The organism is Rubrobacter marinus (assembly GCF_011492965.1).
Lineage (GTDB): Bacteria > Actinomycetota > Rubrobacteria > Rubrobacterales > Rubrobacteraceae > Rubrobacter_F > Rubrobacter_F marinus.
In genome coordinates this window covers 116,508-133,175 of record NZ_CP045121.1, presented here as the reverse complement: position 1 = coordinate 133,175, position 16,668 = coordinate 116,508, and the positions used below count along the sequence as shown (strand labels likewise).

The window sequence follows — 16,668 nt, the reverse complement described above, 5'->3', positions numbered from 1 at the left end:
TCTGGGAGAGCGCGCGGGACCCCGCGCGCGAAAGGGGCGCCTACTTGACCCTCTTGGGCCCCCGGGAGCGCGAGGAGCGCCAGCGGTAGAAGAGGTAGACGGCCCCGACGATAAACGCCACGGCGACCGCGTAGTCGAGGTAGTGCAGGTAGTCGCCTATGGTGTCCCAGTTCTCCCCGAGCAGGTAGCCGAGGTACGTGAGGGCGAAGACCCACGGGATGCAGCCGAGGAGCGTGTAGACGCTGAACTTGGCGAAGTTCATCCGGGCGGTCCCTGCCGGGAAGGAGATGAACGTCCTTACGACGGGGAGGCACCGGGAGACGAAGACCGTGAACTCGCCGTACTTGTCGAACCACTTCTCGGCGACCGTGAGGTGGTGCGCGCGGACCCCGACGAAGCGCCCGTAGCGCTCCCAGAGCTCCCTTCCCCCGAACAGCCCGATAAAGTACGCGACCCAGGAGCCCACCACGTTCCCGAGGACGCCCGCCGTCACGGCCCCGAAGAGGCCCATCCTGCCCTCCGAGACCAGGAAGCCGGCGAACGGCGAGATCGCCTCCGACGGGATGAGTATCCCCATGCTCTCCAGCAGCATCAGCCCGAAGACCGCGAAGAGGCCGTGGTCCCCGATGGTCACCGTGACCCAGTCTATGAGCGGTTGGAGGATGGTTTCGAGCACGGAGGGGAAGCTATCACCCCGGGCCGCGGATTTCTACTCCCGGCCTACTCCTCGTCGTCCCAGCGGATCTTTGTCGCGCCGCGCACCGCCCGCCACAGAAAGTAGGAGAGGCCGATCGCGCTGATCCACAAGGGTGCCGCGAGGAAACCGGCGAGGATGTCCGTCGGGTAGTGGACACCGAGGTAGAGCCTGCTGAAGCCGATGAGGAGGACGAGGAACGTCCCCGCGGCGGCGACCGCCCAGCGCGTGGGGCCCCTGAGGCGCCAGGCGACGAGGAGGGTGAGCGTCCCGTAGAAGCCGACGGCGATGGTGGCGTGGCCGCTCGGGAAGGAGTAGAAGGACGCGGTGTATCCCGACTCGAAGAGGTCCGGGCGGGCGCGCTCGAAGACGTCCTTCAAGACCGTGGTCAGCACCATCCCGCTCAGGGTGGCGATGGGGAGGAGGACGGCGGAGATCCTGCGCCGCTTCCAGTAGAAGACCGCCGTGGCGACGACGAGCAGGGGGACGACGAACCAGTAGTACCCCAGGGTCGTGACCACGAGCATCGGCCCGTAGAGCCACTCCGGGGAGTTGTTGTCGATCCAGAGCAGGACCGCCGTGTCGAAGGCCCGGCTCTCCCCCTCCACGACGTCCTCGGCGATCTTGGCGAAGAGCAGGATGACGCCCAGGGAGAGCAGCAGACCGAGGGCCAGCCCGACGGTGAGCGTCTGACCGAGCCACTGGGTGAGGTGGTGGCCCAGCTCGCGTCCCAGGATCTTCTTTCGGAGCATAAGCGGAGATTGTAACCGGGCCCCGGGGGAGGACCAAGGGCTGCGCGTATACTCAGGGCTGCCGCAGCCACGAGGAGGTACCCTTTGCAGAACGGCGAGATAGCTCGCGAGCTCGAGAGAATCGCGACGCTCATGGAGATCAAGGACGAGGCCTACTACCGCATCCTGGGCTACCGGCGCGCCGCGGAGTCGGTGGTGGCCCAGGGCCGCCCCGTCCGCGAGATGGAGGACCTCACGAAGCTGGCCCACGTCGGCGCCGCCACCGCCGGGGTGATAAGGGACCTCGCCGAGGACCGCACCCCCCAGCTTCTCTCGGACCTCCTGGAAGAGGTGCCCGCCGGGCTCGTCGAGGTGACCCGCCTCCCCGGGGTCGGGCCGCGCACGGCCGGACGCCTGTGGCGGGAGCTCGGGATCACGAGCGTCGAGGAGCTCGGCGCTCTGGAGGAGGGCAAGCTCGCCGCCCTCAAGGGCTTCGGCAAGAAGAGCGAGGAGCGGGTCCTCAAGGCCGCCCGCACGTACAACGCCACCGAGAAGCGGATGCTGCTCAACGAGGCGACGAACCTCGCCGGTGAGATCCTCGAGTTCGTCCGCTCCCACCCCGCCTGCGAGAGGGCCGAGGTCGCGGGCTCCCTGAGGCGACAGAAGGAGACGATCGGGGACCTCGACATCGTCGCGTCGTCGGGGGAGATGAAGGCTTTGGCCGACGCCTTCGCGGAGGCCCCGTTCGTCCAAGAGGTGCTCGCCCACGGACCCACCAAGGTCTTCATCAAGACACGCGGGGTCGAGGTGGACCTCAGGATCGTGGAGCCCGAGGCGTACGGCGCGCTCCTGCACCACTTTACCGGGAGCCAGGCCCACAACATCGTGCTGCGGGAGCGGGCGGTGAAGCGGGGGCTGAACATCTCCGAGTACGGCCTCGCCAGGGCCGGGACGGGCGAGTACGAGCCGGTCGCCTCGGAGGCGGAGCTCTACGAGCGCCTCGGCCTCCCGTACATCCCGCCCGAGCTTCGGGAGGACGCGGGCGAGCTCTTGGCAGCAGAGAAGGGGGAGCTTCCCGACCTGATCGAGGTCGGAGACATCCGCGGCGACCTGCACGTCCACACGAACTTCTCCGACGGCCGCGGCACGATCGAGAGCATGGCCGAGGCCGCGATATCCCTGGGCTACGAGTACCTCGTCTTCTGCGACCACTCCCAGAGCCTCAAGGTGGCCAACGGCCTCTCCCCCGAGCGGCTGAAGAGGAAGATAGAGGCCGTGCGCGAGGCGGACGAGAAGTACGGCGAGATCCGCCTGCTCAACGGCTCCGAGGTCGACATCCTCAAGGACGGCACGCTCGACTACGAGGACGCCCTGCTCGCCGAGCTCGACTTCGTGGTGGCGAGCATCCACACGTCGTTCAACATCGGCGAGGAGGCGATGACGGAGCGCATGATCCGCGCCATAAACAACCCCTACGTGCGGACGATCGCGCACCCCACCGGCCGCGTCTTGAACCGCCGCGAGCCCTACGAGGTCGACGTCTCCCGCCTCATAAGGGAGGCCGCCCGGACGAACACGGCCCTGGAGCTCAACTCCTACGTGGATCGCCTCGACCTCTCCGTCCCCTACGTCCGCGAGGCGATCGGCGCGGGCGTAAAGATCACGATAGACACCGACGCCCACGACGAGGGCGCTCTGGGCTTCGCGAGGTTCGGCGTCTCCCAGGCCCGGCGCGCCTGGGTCGAGAAGGGGAGCGTCGTGAACACCCTCCCGCTCGCGGAGTTCGAGGCCTACCTGAGAGAGGGGAAGTAAAGTGGCCTGGGTCTACCTCGTCATCGCCGGCTTCTTCGAGATCGGCCTCGCCCTCGGCCTGAAGTATTCGGAGGGCTTCTCCCGGCTCTGGCCGACGGTGGGGATGGCCGTCTCCGGCGGCATAAGCTTCTACCTGCTCTCGATCGCGATGAAGAGCCTCCCCGTCGGGACGGCCTACGCCGTCTGGACCGGCATCGGCGCGGCCGGAACGGTGGTCCTCGGCATCCTGTTCCTCAAGGAGTCGAGCGACCTCGTACGCCTGATCTCCATCACCCTCATAGTCGTCGGCGTGGTGGGGCTCCGCTTCTCGTCCCCGGCGTAGGAGCGCCCCGGAAGTTCGGCGAGCGCGGTCGGCGGAGTACCGCCTACCGGCCGTCAGGGCGGCCCTTCGTGATCGATCCGGGGCCCCCCGGCGCCGGGACGGCTTCCGTCTAGTCCACGTGGTAGGTCTCCGTGACGACGGGCGACCGGGGCCTATCGCCCGCCGGGCCGGCCTCGCCGAGCGCGACGAACTTCAGGGTCGTCGAGGAGGCGACGTCGAACGGCCCCTCGTACGGCGTGCTCCTCGCCGTCGGCTCCGTGCCGTCGGTCGTGTAGAAGATCTCCGCGTCGGGGTCGGACGCGGCGAGGGTCACCGATCGCACCCCCCCGTGCAACCCGCCCTTCGGGTCGGCGAAAGCGGCGAGCCCCGCGAGCTTGCCCTCGACGCGAAACAGGTCCGTCCGCACGACGTCCACCCCCGGTCCCCCCACGTCCGGCCCCTCGATCTCGAAGTAGTTCTGCCGGGCCCCGTCGGCGTCGCTGAAGGGGCTGCCGGTCACCTCGTGGGGTATTGCCGGGTCTCCCACGTACCCCGCAGGCGGCCCTCCCGCCGGGGCGCCGAGCGTGTCCCACGCCAGCCAGGGGTCCACGCGACCGTTCAGGCCCGCCGCGAACTCGCTGCACGGCGCCTGGATGCACCCGACGTCCTCGGTGAAGTCGATGCTCCGGCGCCCGCCGTCCACGTCGAGGAACGTCTCCACCCCGTAGGGATGGGTTACCTTGTACGCCGCGCCCGGCACCAGGTTGTCGACCTGGATGCGGATCCTGCTGACGACCTGCCGGGCGTCGTCCTTCGGTCCCGCGGCGGGAAGAAACCCGCCCTGCTTGGTCAGTTGCAGCAGCGCTCGGCCGCCGCCGCGCGTCGTCATCTCCGCGCTGGCGGACCAGTAGACCACGCGGTCCCCGATGTTGCCGGGCGCCGAGGGCGGGCGCGAGGGATCCGGCACGATCGCCGAGCAGTTCGCCCCCACAAAGCACGGCTCCAGCCGCAGACCCTCCGAGTCCCCCAACCAGGCCGGGAACCCCGTCCCCGGATCTACCGGCCCGCTCCTCGACGGCTCCGCCCTCGCGGGCAGGGCACAAACGACCGAGAAGAGAAGCACGGCAACCAGGGCCGCCGGCAAGAGCGCCAGGGTACCCCACCGGCTCGGGGCCAGCGTCATCACCCGTGCATCTCTTCGTGCGGGAGATCCTCCGGGCCGGGGGCGCAAACTCTCGCTCATGGCCCGCTCCGACGCGTCGGTTCTCCGACGATCTCCGGACGCCGCGCGCGAGCGGGCGCTCGTTCGAAGCTGGCGCCGCTGGACGCGCACCTGGCGGGCGTTGTGGAGGTCTCCGCCTTGAAGTCGATCACCTTCCCGCGTCGCACGGACCGTCTACGGGGTATGTTCGCTCTTCGGAGGGGGACCTCCCACCCCCGAAGGGGCGGTTTTTCTCTACGTTGTTTAAGCTAGTGCGGCGGCCCGTAGCCCGCGGTACTCCCGCCGGGCCCCGTCTCCTCCGCCCCGCGCCCGTCCCGCGCCCGCACCGGCATCGGGGCCGGGACGTGTTCCGCGCCCGGACCCCGCGCGGCGTCCCCCTCCGGCACCTCGCGCGCCACCGCCGGCAAGCTCAGGCAGAACTCGGCCCCGCTCGCCTCCGTGTTGCGCGCCGTCAGGTCGCCGCCCTGAGCGCGAGCGAGGTCGCGGGCGATGGCGAGCCCGAGACCCGTTCCTCCCTCTCCCCCCGTGCGGGCGGCTTCGGCCCGGTAGAAACGGTCGAAGACGCGAGAGAGGTTGCCGGGGGCGATCCCGGGGCCCGAATCGGCGACCGTGGCCTCGGTCCGGCCGTCGTTCAGACGCGCGGTGACCGCGACCGTGCGGCCCGCGGGCGTGTACCTCAGGGCGTTGTCGAGGAGCGCCGCCAGAATCTGGTGCGTCCGTCCTCCGTCGCCGCGGGCGTAGAGCCCCTCGGGGAGCTCGGCCTCGAGACGAACGCCCTCGGCGGCGGCCCGGCCCTCGAACCGGCCGACCGCTTCGGCGAGCACCCCGGTCAGGTCGAAGCGCTCGCGAGCCACGTCCAGTTGGCCGCTGTCCAGCCGCGCCAGCACCAGAAGGTCCGAGAGGACGGCGTCCATCCTCTCGGTCTCCCCGACGAGGTGGTCCAGAAACTGCCGGTCGTCGTCGGTCTTGGGGCTGCGGGCCAGCATCTCCGCGTCTACCCGGATCAGGGTGATCGGGGTCTTCAGCTCGTGCGAGGCGTCCGCCACGAAGGCGCGCTGTTTGTCGAAGGCGGTCCTGATAGGCCGGATCGCCCTCCCGGAGACGATGAGCCCGCCGATGGCGGCGAGGACGAGCGCCAGGATCGCCATCGGCGCCAGGACGAAGACCAGCTCCCCCACGGTCTCCTGGATCAACTCGCGCGACTGCGCCACCTGGATCACGGCGACCACCTCCCCCGACTGCTTGACGGGCAGGCTCACGACCCGCAGGTCTCCCCCCGGTCCCTCGAAGGTATCGAGGACGGTCCCTTCCCGGACCGCCCGCCGGGCCAGGTCGGGGCGGGGCAGACCGAGGTCCGAGCCCGTGGTGATCCGGGAGAAGGGACGCCCGTCGGGACCGGTCACCGACCAGCCGAACTCGTCGGAGCCGCCCGCGTAGGTGCTACCGGCGCCCCCGTCGCCCCCACCGAGGACGATGCTCCTCCTGCTCTCCGCCTCCCGGACGAGCAGCGCGTCTTGCTGCTCGGCGGCTCGTCCCAGAACAGCACGACGACCGTGACGCTGAAGAAGATCAGGATAAGGGCCAGGATGCCCACGTACCCGAGCGTGATGCGTGTGCGGCTCCTGTTGAACATCACCTACCGTTCCGGGGCTGCAGGGAGTAGCCCACCCGCGCACGGTGCGTATGTGGGAGGGCTCGTCGGGGCGGTCGAGCTTCTTGCGGAGGTGGGAGACGCAGAGGTCCACCACGTTGGTGTAGACCTCGCTCGTCCCCCCCCAGATCGTGGCGAGCAGCAGCGAGCGCGTAAAGACCTGGCCGGGGTGCCTGGCGAGGGTAGCCAGCAGGGCGAACTCCTTGGCCGTCAGCTCCACGCGCTCGCCGCCGCGCCGAACCGCGTGGTGGACCGGGTCCAGCGCTATGTCGCCGGCCCTGATGACCGCCTCCACGGGCTCCCCGCTCGGGCGGCGCGTGAGCGCCCGCACGCGGGCGAGGAGCTCCGGGAGGGCGAAGGGCTTGGTGAGGTAGTCGTCGGCGCCCGCGTCGAGGCCCTCGACCCGGTCCTCGATCTGGCCGCGCGCGGTGAGCATCAGCACCGGCACGCTCACCTCCGCCGCGCGGAGCCTGCGGACGATCTGGACCCCGTCCAGGTCGGGGAGCGTCCAGTCCACGATCAGCAGGTCGAACGGCTCCGCCAGGGCGCGCGTCAGACCGGAGCGTCCGTTCCCGACGGTGTCCGCCGCGTACCCCTCCTCGCCGAGCACCCGGGCGATCATCCGGGCGAGGTACGCTTCGTCCTCCACGAGCAGGATCCTTCTCATCTCCAAACTTATGTTATCCCACCCCCCGATCCCCGGGCTCCTTTTCTGTCGAAAACGTCATCTTCCCCACATGCCAAAGACAGGTTCGGCGTTCAAACTCGGAGGTGTAGATGGTCCAGAAGCCAGGGGAGGGTTCCATGACCGGCACGGCGTACGACGAGGCGAGGGCCACGGGCCGGGACCACGGACGGGTGGTACCCCTCGCACCGCCTCGTGCGGCTCCCCGCGACGGCTTCGGCGAAGGGTGCTTCCTCCGGCGGCGGGAGTACCCGGAACGGTTCTCGGGAGGATGGGATGAGTAGAGTCGTGGAACCCCACCCGGTTCGGCCGCGCTCCTCGAAGCGCAAGGCCCCGGCGGCTTCGAGCCCGGAAACCCGCGGCATCGGGTCCTCACGCTCGTCCCCGCACGGTCAAGCCTGGTTCAGAAGATGGGATACGAAGATGCAGGTCTTGGTGGTTTTCGACGACGACTACCGCTCTTACCGGGAGGCGATAGCGGTCGCCATCCAGGCGCTGCGCCCGGAGGCCAGGGTAACGGTTGCCGAGCCGAGCAGGTTCGAGAAGGAGGCAGTGCTGATGGCGCCGGATCTGGTGATCTGCGACGGCCTGGACGCCGGAGACCTCGCCTCCACCGCAGCCTGGATACAGCTCTCCAACGATTCCGAACGGCCCGCACGACTGTTCCTGGACGGACGCCTCACCGAGACCTCCAACCCCACGATAGAGGACCTGCTCTCCCTCTTCGACACGGTCGAAAGACTGAACCGTTCGCGGACCGCTCGGGGCTAGGGTTCAATCTGGCGGGCCGCGTGGCTCGCGAATCGAGCCGGCAACGGGCCCGTCGCCGCTCGGACCGGGCGGGTACCGCAATGCGTGCCGGGTTTGGCTTCGTGGCCCCGGGACCGGCTACGGCGTCAGGGCGTCTCGTTCCAGTTCAGCCAGTACCAGCCGAGGTGGCTCATCGCCTGGGAGAAGTCGTCGAAGTTGGTCGGCTTCGTGACGTAGGAGTTGGCGCCGAGCTTGTAGCCCTCGATCACGTCGCCGCGACGGTTCGAGGCGGAGAAGAGGATGACGGGCAGGAGCTCCGTCCGCTCGTCGGCCCGGAGCTCCTCCAAGACCCCGAGGCCCGTGGTGCTCGGCAGGTCCACGTCGAGCAGCACGAACTCCGGCGTCACGCTCGTGTCGCGCCCCTGGTACTCGCCGCGGCCGAAAAGGTAGTCGAGCGCCTCCTCGCCGTCGCTCGCGACCACCACCTTGTCGACCTCGTCGACGATCCCGTGCTTGCGCATGGCGCGCATCGCGAGCATCACCTGGTCCTCGTCGTCCTCGACGAGCAGGATCTCCCTTGGCTCCTCCAACTCTCCTCCCGTTCGCGCACGTCTTGCGCGACACTATAGCAGCACCGCCAACGCCGACGCCCCCGCCGTTACGACGGGGGCGTCGGCGTTGGAGACCGGTCTACCGGGCCGGGGAGGTTAGCCCGCCCAGACCCCGGCCTTCTCGTCCTTCTCGGCGGTCCAGGAGCCCGGGTCGATGGCGTTCTCGGCCTCGCCCTGCTCCTCCAGCCACCTCTCCGCGTCGATCGCCGAGCGGCAGCCGTCGCCCGCCGCCGTCACGGCCTGGCGGTAGCGCGTGTCCGAGACGTCGCCCGCGGCGAAGACGCCCGGCACGCTCGTCATCGTATGCTCCTTCTGCAAGATGTACCCCGCGCCGTCCATCTCGACCTGGCCCTTGAAGATCGCCGTGGCGGGCTCGTGGCCGATCGCCGTGAAGAAGCCCTCGACCGCGATCTCCGTCTCCTCGCCGGTCTTGACGTTCTTCACCCTCACGCCCTCGACGGAGTTCTCGCCGAGGATGTCCTCGACCTCGGAGTCCAGGACGAACGTCATCTTCGGGTTGTTGCGGGCGCGCTCGACCATGATCTTGGACGCCCGGAACTCGTCGCGGCGGTGGATCAGGAAAACCTCCGAGGCGAACTTCGTCAGGAACAGCGCCTCCTCCATCGCCGTGTCGCCGCCGCCGACGACCGCGACCTTCTTCTCCCTGAAGAAGAACCCGTCGCACGTGGCGCAGCCGCTCACGCCCTTGCCCATGAGGTGCTGCTCCTTCTCCAGCCCGAGCCACTTGGCCTTCGCACCCGTCGCGATCACGACCGCCTTCGCCAGGGTAGGCTCGTCCTCGCCCTCGGCCCACAGCTTGAACGGCCGCTCGGAGAAGTCGACCCTCTCGACGTTGTCCGGGAGCATCTCCGCTCCGAAGCGCGCGGCCTGGGCCTCAAGCTCGTCCATCATCTCCGGCCCCTCGACGCCGTCCTTGTAGCCGGGGAAGTTCTCGACGTCGGAGGTCAGCATGAGCTGCCCGCCGGACTCGAAGCCCTGGAAGACCGCCGTCTCCAGGTTCGCCCTCGAGGCGTACAGCGCCGAGGTGTAACCCGCCGGCCCCGAACCGATGATCACGACGTCGTATGTCTTTTGAGCCAAAGCGCGACCCTCCTTGGAGTATGAAATTTGCTACCCCCTTATTTTATTACATTCGGTTCTCCGGGTAGACGGACGGTTCACACGGCCCGCCGGGCCCCGTGCTAGTCTTCCCCGGAAGGAGGAGACCATGCTCGCAACCAGGGCAACCCCCATAGCATCCGTGCTCCTGGCCGTCGCCCTCCTGGCGGGGTGCTCTGGCGAGGAGGCGCAGCGCGCCCCCGAAGCCCCGGCCGAAGCCTCCGCCGCGAGCCCCGCCGGTTCCACGGACGGAGCGTCGGCGTCCACGGGCGAGACGGTGCCCATGCCGCCCACCACGGAGGAGCGGTCGTGTCCCCCGGAGAGGGAGGAGTGGCGCATAGGCGACTTCGCGCCGCCGGAGGAGCCGGTGCCGCCCTACGAGGTGCTCGAGGAGGAGAACGTCAGGCAGGATTGCGCCGAGGCCATCAGGCTCCTCGTCGACACCCGGGCCTCGGACGAGGCCGGCTACGCCCTCATCGCGCGCGACCTCAAGGCCCTGCACAGGGACCTCGACGCCGTCTCCGTCGAGTTTACGGACACGGAGGGGACGTTCTCGTACTCGGGCGCCGCCCTCATCTTCAACACCTCGGCCGGCGCCGAATTCATCGGCTACACCTACGGGGCCCCGAACGACGAGGGCTACTACGTCTCCGTCGCCGACGAGTAGCGCCCCGTAGGCTGCAGAATGGGCAGGATCGGTATGGATTGGCGTGAGTACATCACCGTGGATCCCGAAATCTGCCACGGTCAGGCGTGCATCAAGGGCACGCGGATCATGGCATCCGTGGTGCTGGACAACCTCGCGGCGAACGTCTCGCAGGAGGAGATCCTGCACAGCCACCCTTCCCTTACCCCGGAGGCTATACGAGCCGCCATCGCTTACGCGGCGGAGCTCTCCGGGGAGCGCGTTGTCACCCTGACGGCGTAGAGCCGGCACATGAGGTTCAAGATCGACGAGAACCTGCCGGACGAAGTGGCCGAATCGTTGAGAAGAGAAGGTCACAACGCCTCGACCATTCGCCAGCAGAGCATGAGCGGTGAGCCCGATCCGAACGTCGGGCTGGTATGCCAGCGCGAGCAACCGGCCCTCGTAACACTCGACCTGGGCTTTGCCGACATACGGGCCTACGGGTGAGCGCCTGCGCTTATCGTAGGCGAAGCGGCGCTATGCTCCTCCCTTCCAAGGATGACTTCGGTAGCGCGATAGAAGTCTCCTCCTACAGCGCGGCGTCGACCCTCGCGCCGAGCGCCGGCATGATCTCCCGCCCGTAGGCCTCCAGCGTCTCCTCCATCGCGTCGTGCATGAGGTAGACGTTGAACTGATCTACGCCCAGCTCCTTCAGCTCGGTCAGCTTCTTTGCGTGATCCTCGGCGGTGCCGAGGACGCAGAAACGGTCCACAATCCCGTCGGGGACGAAGTCCGTGGTGGGGTTGCCGGCCTTGCCGTGGTGGGAGTAGTCGTAGGACTGGCGGGCCTTTATGTAGTCCGTGAGCGCGACGGGGACCTCTCCCCCTCGCCGTAGCGCCCGACGAGGTCGGCGACGTGGTTGCCGACCATGCCGCCGAACCAGCGGCACTGGTCGCGCGCGTGGGCGAGGTCGTCGCCGACGTAGGCCGGGGCCGCGACGCAGATCTTGACGTCCCCGGGGTCGCGGCCCGCTTGAACGGCGGCGTCGTGGACGTGGCGCATCGTCCACTCCAGGATCACGGGGTCGGCGAGCTGGAGGATGAAGCCGTCGGCCTTGCGCCCGGTGAGGGCGAGCGCCTTCGGGCCGTAGCCGGCCATCCACACGTCGAGCTTGCCGTCCCTTACCCAAGGGATGCGGACCTTCCTGCCCAAGACGTCGATCTCGCGGCCCTCGGCGAGCTCCTTTATGACGCTCATCGCGGCCTCGACCTCGGCGAGCGTCGTCGGCTTCTTGCCGAGGACGCGCTGGGCGGAGTCGCCGCGGCCGATGCCGCAGATCGTGCGGTTCCCGAACATGTCGTTGAGGGTGGCGAAGAGGGAGGCGGTCACGGACGGGTCGCGGCTCGCGGGGTTGGTGACGAAGGGTCCTACGATTATCTTCTCCGTCGCGGAGAGCATTTGGGAGTAGATGACGTACGGCTCCTGCCACAGGATGTGGGAGTCGAAGGTCCAGGCGTGGGTGAAGCCCAGAGACTCCGCCTTCTTCGTCAGCTCCACGACGCGCCAGGCCGGCGGGTCGGTCTGGAAGGTTACCCCGAAGTCCATGCGTCCTCCTCCATCAATCCTTGCCCGAGGCCGCCGCGACCGCGCCCAGGGTTATGTACACCCCGCCCGAAACGTAACGCTGCCCACGCCTGAACCGCGCGCTCTCGTTGCGGCGCCGGATCCAGCCCGCGGCGGAGCCGGTGAGCAGAGCGTAGAGCCCGTCGGTGAAGAGGGCGAGGGCAACGAAGGTTACTCCGAGCAGCATGGTCTGAGCCGAGACCGCGCCGCGCGACGGGTCCACGAACTGGGGCAGGAAGGCCAGAAAGAAGAGCGCCGTCTTCGGGTTGAGGACGTTGACGACCACGCCCTGGGAGAACACGCGCGAGAGCGGCTCCCTCCCAACGGTCACCGCGGCGGTCCCCTCGTCGCCGGCGAGCACGCGCTGCAACCCGAGGTAGACGAGGTACGCCGCGCCGAGCCACTTGACGACCGAGAAGGCAGTCGCCGAAGAGGCCAGGATGGCCGAGAGACCGGCGGCGGCGAAGAGGGCGTGGACGAGACCGCCCACGCCGATGCCGAGGACGGAGACCAGCCCCGCCGGACGTCCGCCCTCCACGCTGCGGGCCACGATGTACAGGACCGCCGGTCCGGGCACCAGCGTGAGCGCCAGCGAGGCCGCGACGAAGACGCCGTATGTGGAAGCGTCCGGCATCGAGGCCCCTACGTGGCCTCGGGCTCGCGGGCGGGGGCGCGGCCGGGGATGAGGTTCAGGATCAGGTACGCAAGGCCCGCCACGAAGAACGTGAAGAAGAGGCCGTAGGTGTAGAGGGTGTCGAAGAAGCTCGGGTTCTCGAAGACGCCGGTGAAGCCGGGGGTCGTGGCGGCGTTCAGGAAGCCGGGGACGACGGGGACCACGCCGACGAAGACCGCGATGATGGCCCGCCAGTTCCAGCCGTTCGAGTAGGCGTAGCGGCCGTCGTGCTTGTAGAGGTCGGCGAGGTCGAGCTGGCGGCGGCGCACGATCCAGTAGTCCGCGATCATGACGGCGCCGATCGCCCCGAGCAGGCTCCCGTAGCCGACGAGCCAGGTGAAGATGTACGCCCCGACGCTGTTGTAGAGGTACCAGGGGAACGAGACAATTCCGATGACGGCGGTGATGATCCCGCCGGTCCTGAACGAGATGCGCTTCGGCGCGAGGTTGGAGAAGTCGAACGACGGCGAGACGACGTTCGCCGCCATGTTCGTCGAGATCTGGGCGAGCACGATGATGATCATGGCGATGATGAGCACCACGGGCAGGCCGGCGGTGAGGCGCGTGATGAGCGTGACCGGGTCCCAGATCGCCTCGCCGAAGACGACCACCGTCGCCGCCGTGACGGCGATGCCGACGAAGCTGAACGCCGTCATCGTCAGCGGGAGCCCGAGGGACTGGCCGACCACCTGCGAGCGCTGGCTCTTCGCGTAGCGGGTGAAGTCCGGGATGTTGAGGGAGAGCGTGATCCAGTACCCCACGTTCGCAGCGAGGCTCGGCCAGAACAGCGACCAGAACGGGGTGTTCCCCTGCTGGAGCTGGGCCGAGTTGGAGAAGACGCTGCCAACGCCGCCGCCGGCGTAGAAGCCCCAGACCAGGAGGGCGACGCTACCGGCGATCAGGAGCGGCGCCGTGTACGACTCGAACCACTTGACCCCCTCGACCCCGGTTAGGATGATCGCGAGCTGTATCGCCCAGAACGCGATAAACGTTATGGCCGTGTGCCCCGGGACCGCGGCCCACCCGCCCCAAACCGCGCCGAGGAGCGCGTCGAGGGCGAGGCCCCCGATCCAGGTTTGTATGCCGAACCAGCCGCACGCGACGAGCGCCCTGGCGATCGCCGCGAAGTTCGCCCCCCTCACCCCGAACGAGGCCCGGACGAAGACCGGAAAAGGCACCCCGTACCTCGTCCCCGCGTGCGCGTTGAGGAGCATGGGGATGAGGACGATGACGTTGCCGAGGGAGATCGTCAGCAGCGCCTGCCACCAGTTCATCCCCGCTGCCATCAGCCCCGAGGCGATGGTGTAGGTGGTGATGACGATCGCCATCCCGATCCAGAGCGCCGCGATGTTGTACGTCGTCCACGTCCGCTCCTCGGGGCCGGTCGGCGCGAGGTCCTCGTTGTAGAGGCTGCTCGACATGACCTCGGTCTTTATGCGCGCGAGCTCCGCCGGATCGGCCGCGAACTCCCTGTACTCTTGCCTCTCCACGGCTCCCCTTTCCTCTGTTCCCGTGTCCCCTACCCGCGCCGCGCGGCCCAGTCGATCGTGCGGAGCGCGAGCCCGTGCAGCGCCCGCACGGAGAGCTCCAGATCCTCCTCCGGCGTATCCTCCTCTTTGTTGTGGCTCAGGCCGCGCAAGGACTTCACGAAGACCATCACCGTCGGCATCAGCCGCGCCATCTCCGCCGCGTCGTGCAGCGGGCCGCTCGGCAGCCGGTGCGACCGGCCGGCGACCTCGGCTATCGCCTCCTCGGCGAGCCCTATAAGCTCCTCGTCGAAGGGTATCGGCTCTATCTCCCAGAGCTTCGCCCACTCGACCGAGACGCCCTCCTCCCCGGCGATCCCCTCGCTGGTCTCCCTGGCCGTCCTCAGCATGTCGGCGAGCACGCCGGCGTCGAGGGCGCGCTGGTCCAGCGACATCTCGCACCATCCGTTGAAGGCCGTGACGATGCCGGGGCTGACGTTCACGAAGCCGGTCGTCCCCCGCACGTCGTCGCGCCGCGCGGCGTCGTCGCGGAACGCGACCGCGGACCTCGCCGCCGCTATAAACGCGTCGCGCCGGACGTCCATCGGCGTCGAGCCGGAGTGGGCCTGCTGGCCGGTGAAGCGGACGGCGTGGCGCTCCACCCCGAAGGTGCCGAGCACGGCGCCGAGCGGCAGGTCCATCCGTTCGAGCACGGGGCCCTGCTCGATGTGGAGCTCCAGGTAAGCGACGGCATTTTCTAGCTGCCGGCCGGCCTCGTTTACCCGATCCAGCTCGACGCCGTGCTCGCGCAGGGCGTCGGGGAGGGCGACGCCCTGCGCGTCCTTGAGGTTCCGCACGTCGTCGGGCTTCAAGGCGCCGGCGGCGGCGCCCGAGCCGAAGAGGCTCCGGCCGAAGCGGGCGCCCTCCTCGTCGGCCCAGTCCACGAGCCGCAGGGTGACGGGCCGCCTCTGGGGGGCGAGGACGCGCAGGACTTCGAGGGCCGCGACCGTGTTGAGCGCCCCGTCGAGCCAGCCGCCGTTCGGGACGGAGTCGAGGTGGCCGCCGAGGAGGACCGCCGCCTCCCCTTCGCCGGGGGCGGTGGCCCAGAGGTTGCCGGCCTCGTCCGTCTCGACCTCGACGCCGTCGATCTCCGAGAGCTTCTCCCGCAGCCACGCGCGCGCCTTCGCCCACTCGTCCGTCCAGCAGACGCGGCGGGCCCCATCGGGGCCACCGGTGAGGGCCGCAAGCTCCTTCAGCTCCTCGACGGCGCGGCGGGCGTCGACGCTCTCCATCGCCTCCATCAGCGCACCCCTTCCCTCGCCCCGATCTCGGCGAGCGCCTCGTCCATGATCCCGGCCGCTTCCTCCGCGGCCTCCCGCGTGATCGTGAGGGGCGGCGAGATGCGGATCGTGTTCGCCTTCAGGCCGCCCTTGCCGACGAGCAGGCCACGCCTGCGGCACGCCTCCAGGAAACGGTTCGCCGCCGCCGGGTCGGGCTCCCTCCCCGGACCGACGAGCTCCAGCGCGAGCATTAGCCCCTTGCCCCGGACGTCCCCGATCACCGGGTGTCCCTCGGCCATCTTCAGGAGGCGGTCCTTGAGGTACGTACCGACCGTATAGGCGTTGCCCTGGAGGTCGTTGTCGAGGATGTAGTTCAGGTTCGCCAGGGCCCCGGTGGAGGAGATCGGGTTGCCCCCGAAGGTCGAGAGGTGGAGGTTCGGAGAGACGGACTCCACGACCTCGGCCCGGCCCATCACGGCGCCGATGGCCAGGCCGTTGCCGAGGCCCTTGGCCATCACGACGAGGTCCGGCTCGACGTCGAAGGCCTCTATGCCCCAGAAGTGGCTCCCCGTGCGTCCGAAGCCGGTCTGCACCTCGTCGCATATAAACAGGATGCCGGTCTCGTCCAGGATCTCCTTGACCCTCTCGAAGTAACCGGGCGGCGCCTCGATGAAGCCGCCGACCCCCTGTATCGGCTCGGCGATGTACGCCGCTACGTGCCCGGTCGTCTCCTCACCGACGATCGCGCGGAGGTCGTCGGCGCACTGGAGGTTGCACCTTGGTTCGTCCTTACAGAACGGGCAGCGGAGGCGGTACGGGTTCGGGGCGTAGGAGACGTCGAGGCCGGAGCGGCTCGTCGGGCTCCACTGGCTCTGGCCGGTGATCCCCATCGTCGCGAAGGAGCGGCCGTGGTAGGAGGAGCGCAGCGCTATGACCTCGCTGGAGTTGCGGTAGCGGGTGGCGAAGAGGAGCGCCGCCTCGTTAGCTTCGGTGCCGCTGCCGACAAAGAAGATCTTCTTGTCGCCGGAGATCGGGGCGCGTTCGATGAGCTTCTCGGCGAGCTTGATCTGGTTCTCTATGAGGTACAGCGTCGAGGTGTGCAAGACCTTGTCGACCTGACCCTTTACGGCCTCGGTGATCTCGGGTACGGCGTGGCCGCTTATGGCGGTGACGATGCCGCCGAAGAAGTCGAGGTACTCGTTCCCCTCGTAGTCCCAGACCCGGAACCCCTCGCCGCGCTCGATCCCGATGGGCTTCTCGTAGTAGAGCGGCATCCAGCCGGGCATCACGGCGCCGTGGCGCGCCCTCAAGTCTTCGTGCTTCACGCGCGCACCGCGCCGGCGGCGGTGACGGCCCTCCCGTCGGTGAAGAGTAACTCGCTCATCCGACTCCTCTCTTGCTCCCTGTCCCCGGCGCCGGGGT

At 68.9% G+C, this 16,668-nt stretch carries 16 protein-coding genes and 1 pseudogene; 6 read left to right on the top strand and 11 right to left on the bottom strand.

Features of this window, described 5'->3' with window-relative positions; all coding sequences use genetic code 11:
• Positions 1-40 precede the first annotated feature (40 nt).
• Together GBA65_RS00775 and GBA65_RS00770 are read right to left on the bottom strand one after the other, a co-directional pair.
• Positions 41-676 carry a DedA family protein gene (locus GBA65_RS00775; protein ID WP_166394951.1) on the bottom strand — a complete coding sequence of 212 codons (636 nt, stop codon included), beginning with the start codon at positions 674-676 and terminating at the stop codon, positions 41-43.
• A gap of 44 nt (positions 677-720) precedes the next feature.
• Positions 721-1,446 carry a phosphatase PAP2 family protein gene (locus GBA65_RS00770; protein ID WP_166394950.1) on the bottom strand — a complete coding sequence of 242 codons (726 nt, stop codon included), beginning with the start codon at positions 1,444-1,446 and terminating at the stop codon, positions 721-723.
• 84 nt (positions 1,447-1,530) lie between these two features.
• Here GBA65_RS00770 and polX point away from each other — a divergent pair, with 84 nt between their 5' ends.
• Positions 1,531-3,237 (top strand): DNA polymerase/3'-5' exonuclease PolX, encoded by a 1,707-nt coding sequence (gene polX / locus GBA65_RS00765; RefSeq protein ID WP_166394949.1) that lies wholly within the window; start codon positions 1,531-1,533, stop codon positions 3,235-3,237.
• A gap of 1 nt (position 3,238) precedes the next feature.
• Positions 3,239-3,559, top strand: a complete 321-nt coding sequence (locus tag GBA65_RS00760; protein ID WP_166394948.1) for a DMT family transporter — start codon at positions 3,239-3,241, stop codon at positions 3,557-3,559.
• Positions 3,560-3,668: 109 nt separating this feature from the next.
• On the opposite strand, the gene GBA65_RS00755 is transcribed toward GBA65_RS00760, so the two are convergent.
• A complete protein-coding gene (locus tag GBA65_RS00755) occupies positions 3,669-4,721 on the bottom strand; it encodes a chitobiase/beta-hexosaminidase C-terminal domain-containing protein (protein WP_228282029.1) in 1,053 nt (350 codons plus the stop codon).
• A gap of 287 nt (positions 4,722-5,008) precedes the next feature.
• Complete coding sequence (locus GBA65_RS00750; RefSeq protein ID WP_266096621.1) at positions 5,009-7,078, bottom strand: ATP-binding response regulator; 2,070 nt, start codon at positions 7,076-7,078, stop codon at positions 5,009-5,011.
• 441 nt (positions 7,079-7,519) lie between these two features.
• On the opposite strand from GBA65_RS00750, the gene GBA65_RS00745 reads away from it, so the two are divergent.
• The gene (locus GBA65_RS00745) at positions 7,520-7,867 is read left to right on the top strand and encodes a hypothetical protein (RefSeq protein ID WP_166394945.1); all 348 of its coding nucleotides are present in this window, start codon (positions 7,520-7,522) and stop codon (positions 7,865-7,867) included.
• Positions 7,868-7,992: 125 nt separating this feature from the next.
• Here GBA65_RS00745 and GBA65_RS00740 read toward each other — a convergent pair whose 3' ends face one another.
• Positions 7,993-8,436, bottom strand: a complete 444-nt coding sequence (locus GBA65_RS00740; RefSeq protein WP_166394944.1) for a response regulator — start codon at positions 8,434-8,436, stop codon at positions 7,993-7,995.
• 117 nt (positions 8,437-8,553) lie between these two features.
• A complete protein-coding gene (gene trxB, locus GBA65_RS00735) occupies positions 8,554-9,558 on the bottom strand; it encodes a thioredoxin-disulfide reductase (protein ID WP_166394943.1) in 1,005 nt (334 codons plus the stop codon).
• 127 nt (positions 9,559-9,685) lie between these two features.
• Here trxB and GBA65_RS00730 point away from each other — a divergent pair, with 127 nt between their 5' ends.
• Genes GBA65_RS00730 through GBA65_RS00720 form a run of 3 tightly spaced genes read left to right on the top strand, consistent with a single transcriptional unit; the run spans position 9,686 to position 10,711 of the window.
• Entirely contained in the window at positions 9,686-10,243 is a 558-nt protein-coding gene (locus GBA65_RS00730; protein ID WP_166394942.1) for a hypothetical protein, read from the top strand.
• 18 nt (positions 10,244-10,261) lie between these two features.
• On the top strand, positions 10,262-10,504 hold the full coding sequence (locus GBA65_RS00725; protein WP_207956025.1) for a DUF433 domain-containing protein: 243 nt from the start codon (positions 10,262-10,264) through the stop codon (positions 10,502-10,504).
• A 9-nt stretch (positions 10,505-10,513) separates the two neighbouring features.
• Positions 10,514-10,711, top strand: a complete 198-nt coding sequence (locus GBA65_RS00720; RefSeq protein WP_166394941.1) for a DUF5615 family PIN-like protein — start codon at positions 10,514-10,516, stop codon at positions 10,709-10,711.
• 82 nt (positions 10,712-10,793) lie between these two features.
• On the opposite strand, the pseudogene GBA65_RS00715 reads toward GBA65_RS00720, so the two are convergent.
• From GBA65_RS00715 to GBA65_RS00695, 5 genes and pseudogenes are all read right to left on the bottom strand, one after another.
• Positions 10,794-11,809: pseudogene (locus tag GBA65_RS00715) on the bottom strand (TIGR03842 family LLM class F420-dependent oxidoreductase).
• A 13-nt stretch (positions 11,810-11,822) separates the two neighbouring features.
• Complete coding sequence (locus GBA65_RS00710; protein WP_166394940.1) at positions 11,823-12,461, bottom strand: LysE family translocator; 639 nt, start codon at positions 12,459-12,461, stop codon at positions 11,823-11,825.
• Between the two features lie 8 nt (positions 12,462-12,469).
• Positions 12,470-13,990: an NCS1 family nucleobase:cation symporter-1 gene (locus tag GBA65_RS00705; RefSeq protein WP_207956024.1), complete on the bottom strand. Its 1,521-nt coding sequence runs from the start codon at positions 13,988-13,990 to the stop codon at positions 12,470-12,472.
• Between the two features lie 29 nt (positions 13,991-14,019).
• On the bottom strand, positions 14,020-15,267 hold the full coding sequence (locus tag GBA65_RS00700; RefSeq protein ID WP_207956023.1) for a Zn-dependent hydrolase: 1,248 nt from the start codon (positions 15,265-15,267) through the stop codon (positions 14,020-14,022).
• Positions 15,267-16,571 (bottom strand): aspartate aminotransferase family protein, encoded by a 1,305-nt coding sequence (locus GBA65_RS00695; RefSeq protein WP_166394939.1) that lies wholly within the window; start codon positions 16,569-16,571, stop codon positions 15,267-15,269. The genes GBA65_RS00700 and GBA65_RS00695 overlap by 1 nt, the downstream gene beginning before the upstream one ends.
• Between the last annotated feature and the right edge of the window lie 97 nt (positions 16,572-16,668).

Coding starts and splice junctions, on each gene's coding strand:
- GBA65_RS00720 (WP_166394941.1), top strand. CDS start 10,514: ATGAGGTTCAAGATCGACGAGAACCTGCCGGACGAAGTGGCCGAATCG.
- GBA65_RS00700 (WP_207956023.1), bottom strand. CDS start 15,267: ATGGAGGCGATGGAGAGCGTCGACGCCCGCCGCGCCGTCGAGGAGCTG.
- GBA65_RS00755 (WP_228282029.1), bottom strand. CDS start 4,721: ATGACGCTGGCCCCGAGCCGGTGGGGTACCCTGGCGCTCTTGCCGGCG.
- GBA65_RS00725 (WP_207956025.1), top strand. CDS start 10,262: ATGGGCAGGATCGGTATGGATTGGCGTGAGTACATCACCGTGGATCCC.
- GBA65_RS00770 (WP_166394950.1), bottom strand. CDS start 1,446: ATGCTCCGAAAGAAGATCCTGGGACGCGAGCTGGGCCACCACCTCACC.
- GBA65_RS00745 (WP_166394945.1), top strand. CDS start 7,520: ATGCAGGTCTTGGTGGTTTTCGACGACGACTACCGCTCTTACCGGGAG.
- GBA65_RS00730 (WP_166394942.1), top strand. CDS start 9,686: ATGCTCGCAACCAGGGCAACCCCCATAGCATCCGTGCTCCTGGCCGTC.
- GBA65_RS00710 (WP_166394940.1), bottom strand. CDS start 12,461: ATGCCGGACGCTTCCACATACGGCGTCTTCGTCGCGGCCTCGCTGGCG.
- GBA65_RS00750 (WP_266096621.1), bottom strand. CDS start 7,078: ATGAGAAGGATCCTGCTCGTGGAGGACGAAGCGTACCTCGCCCGGATG.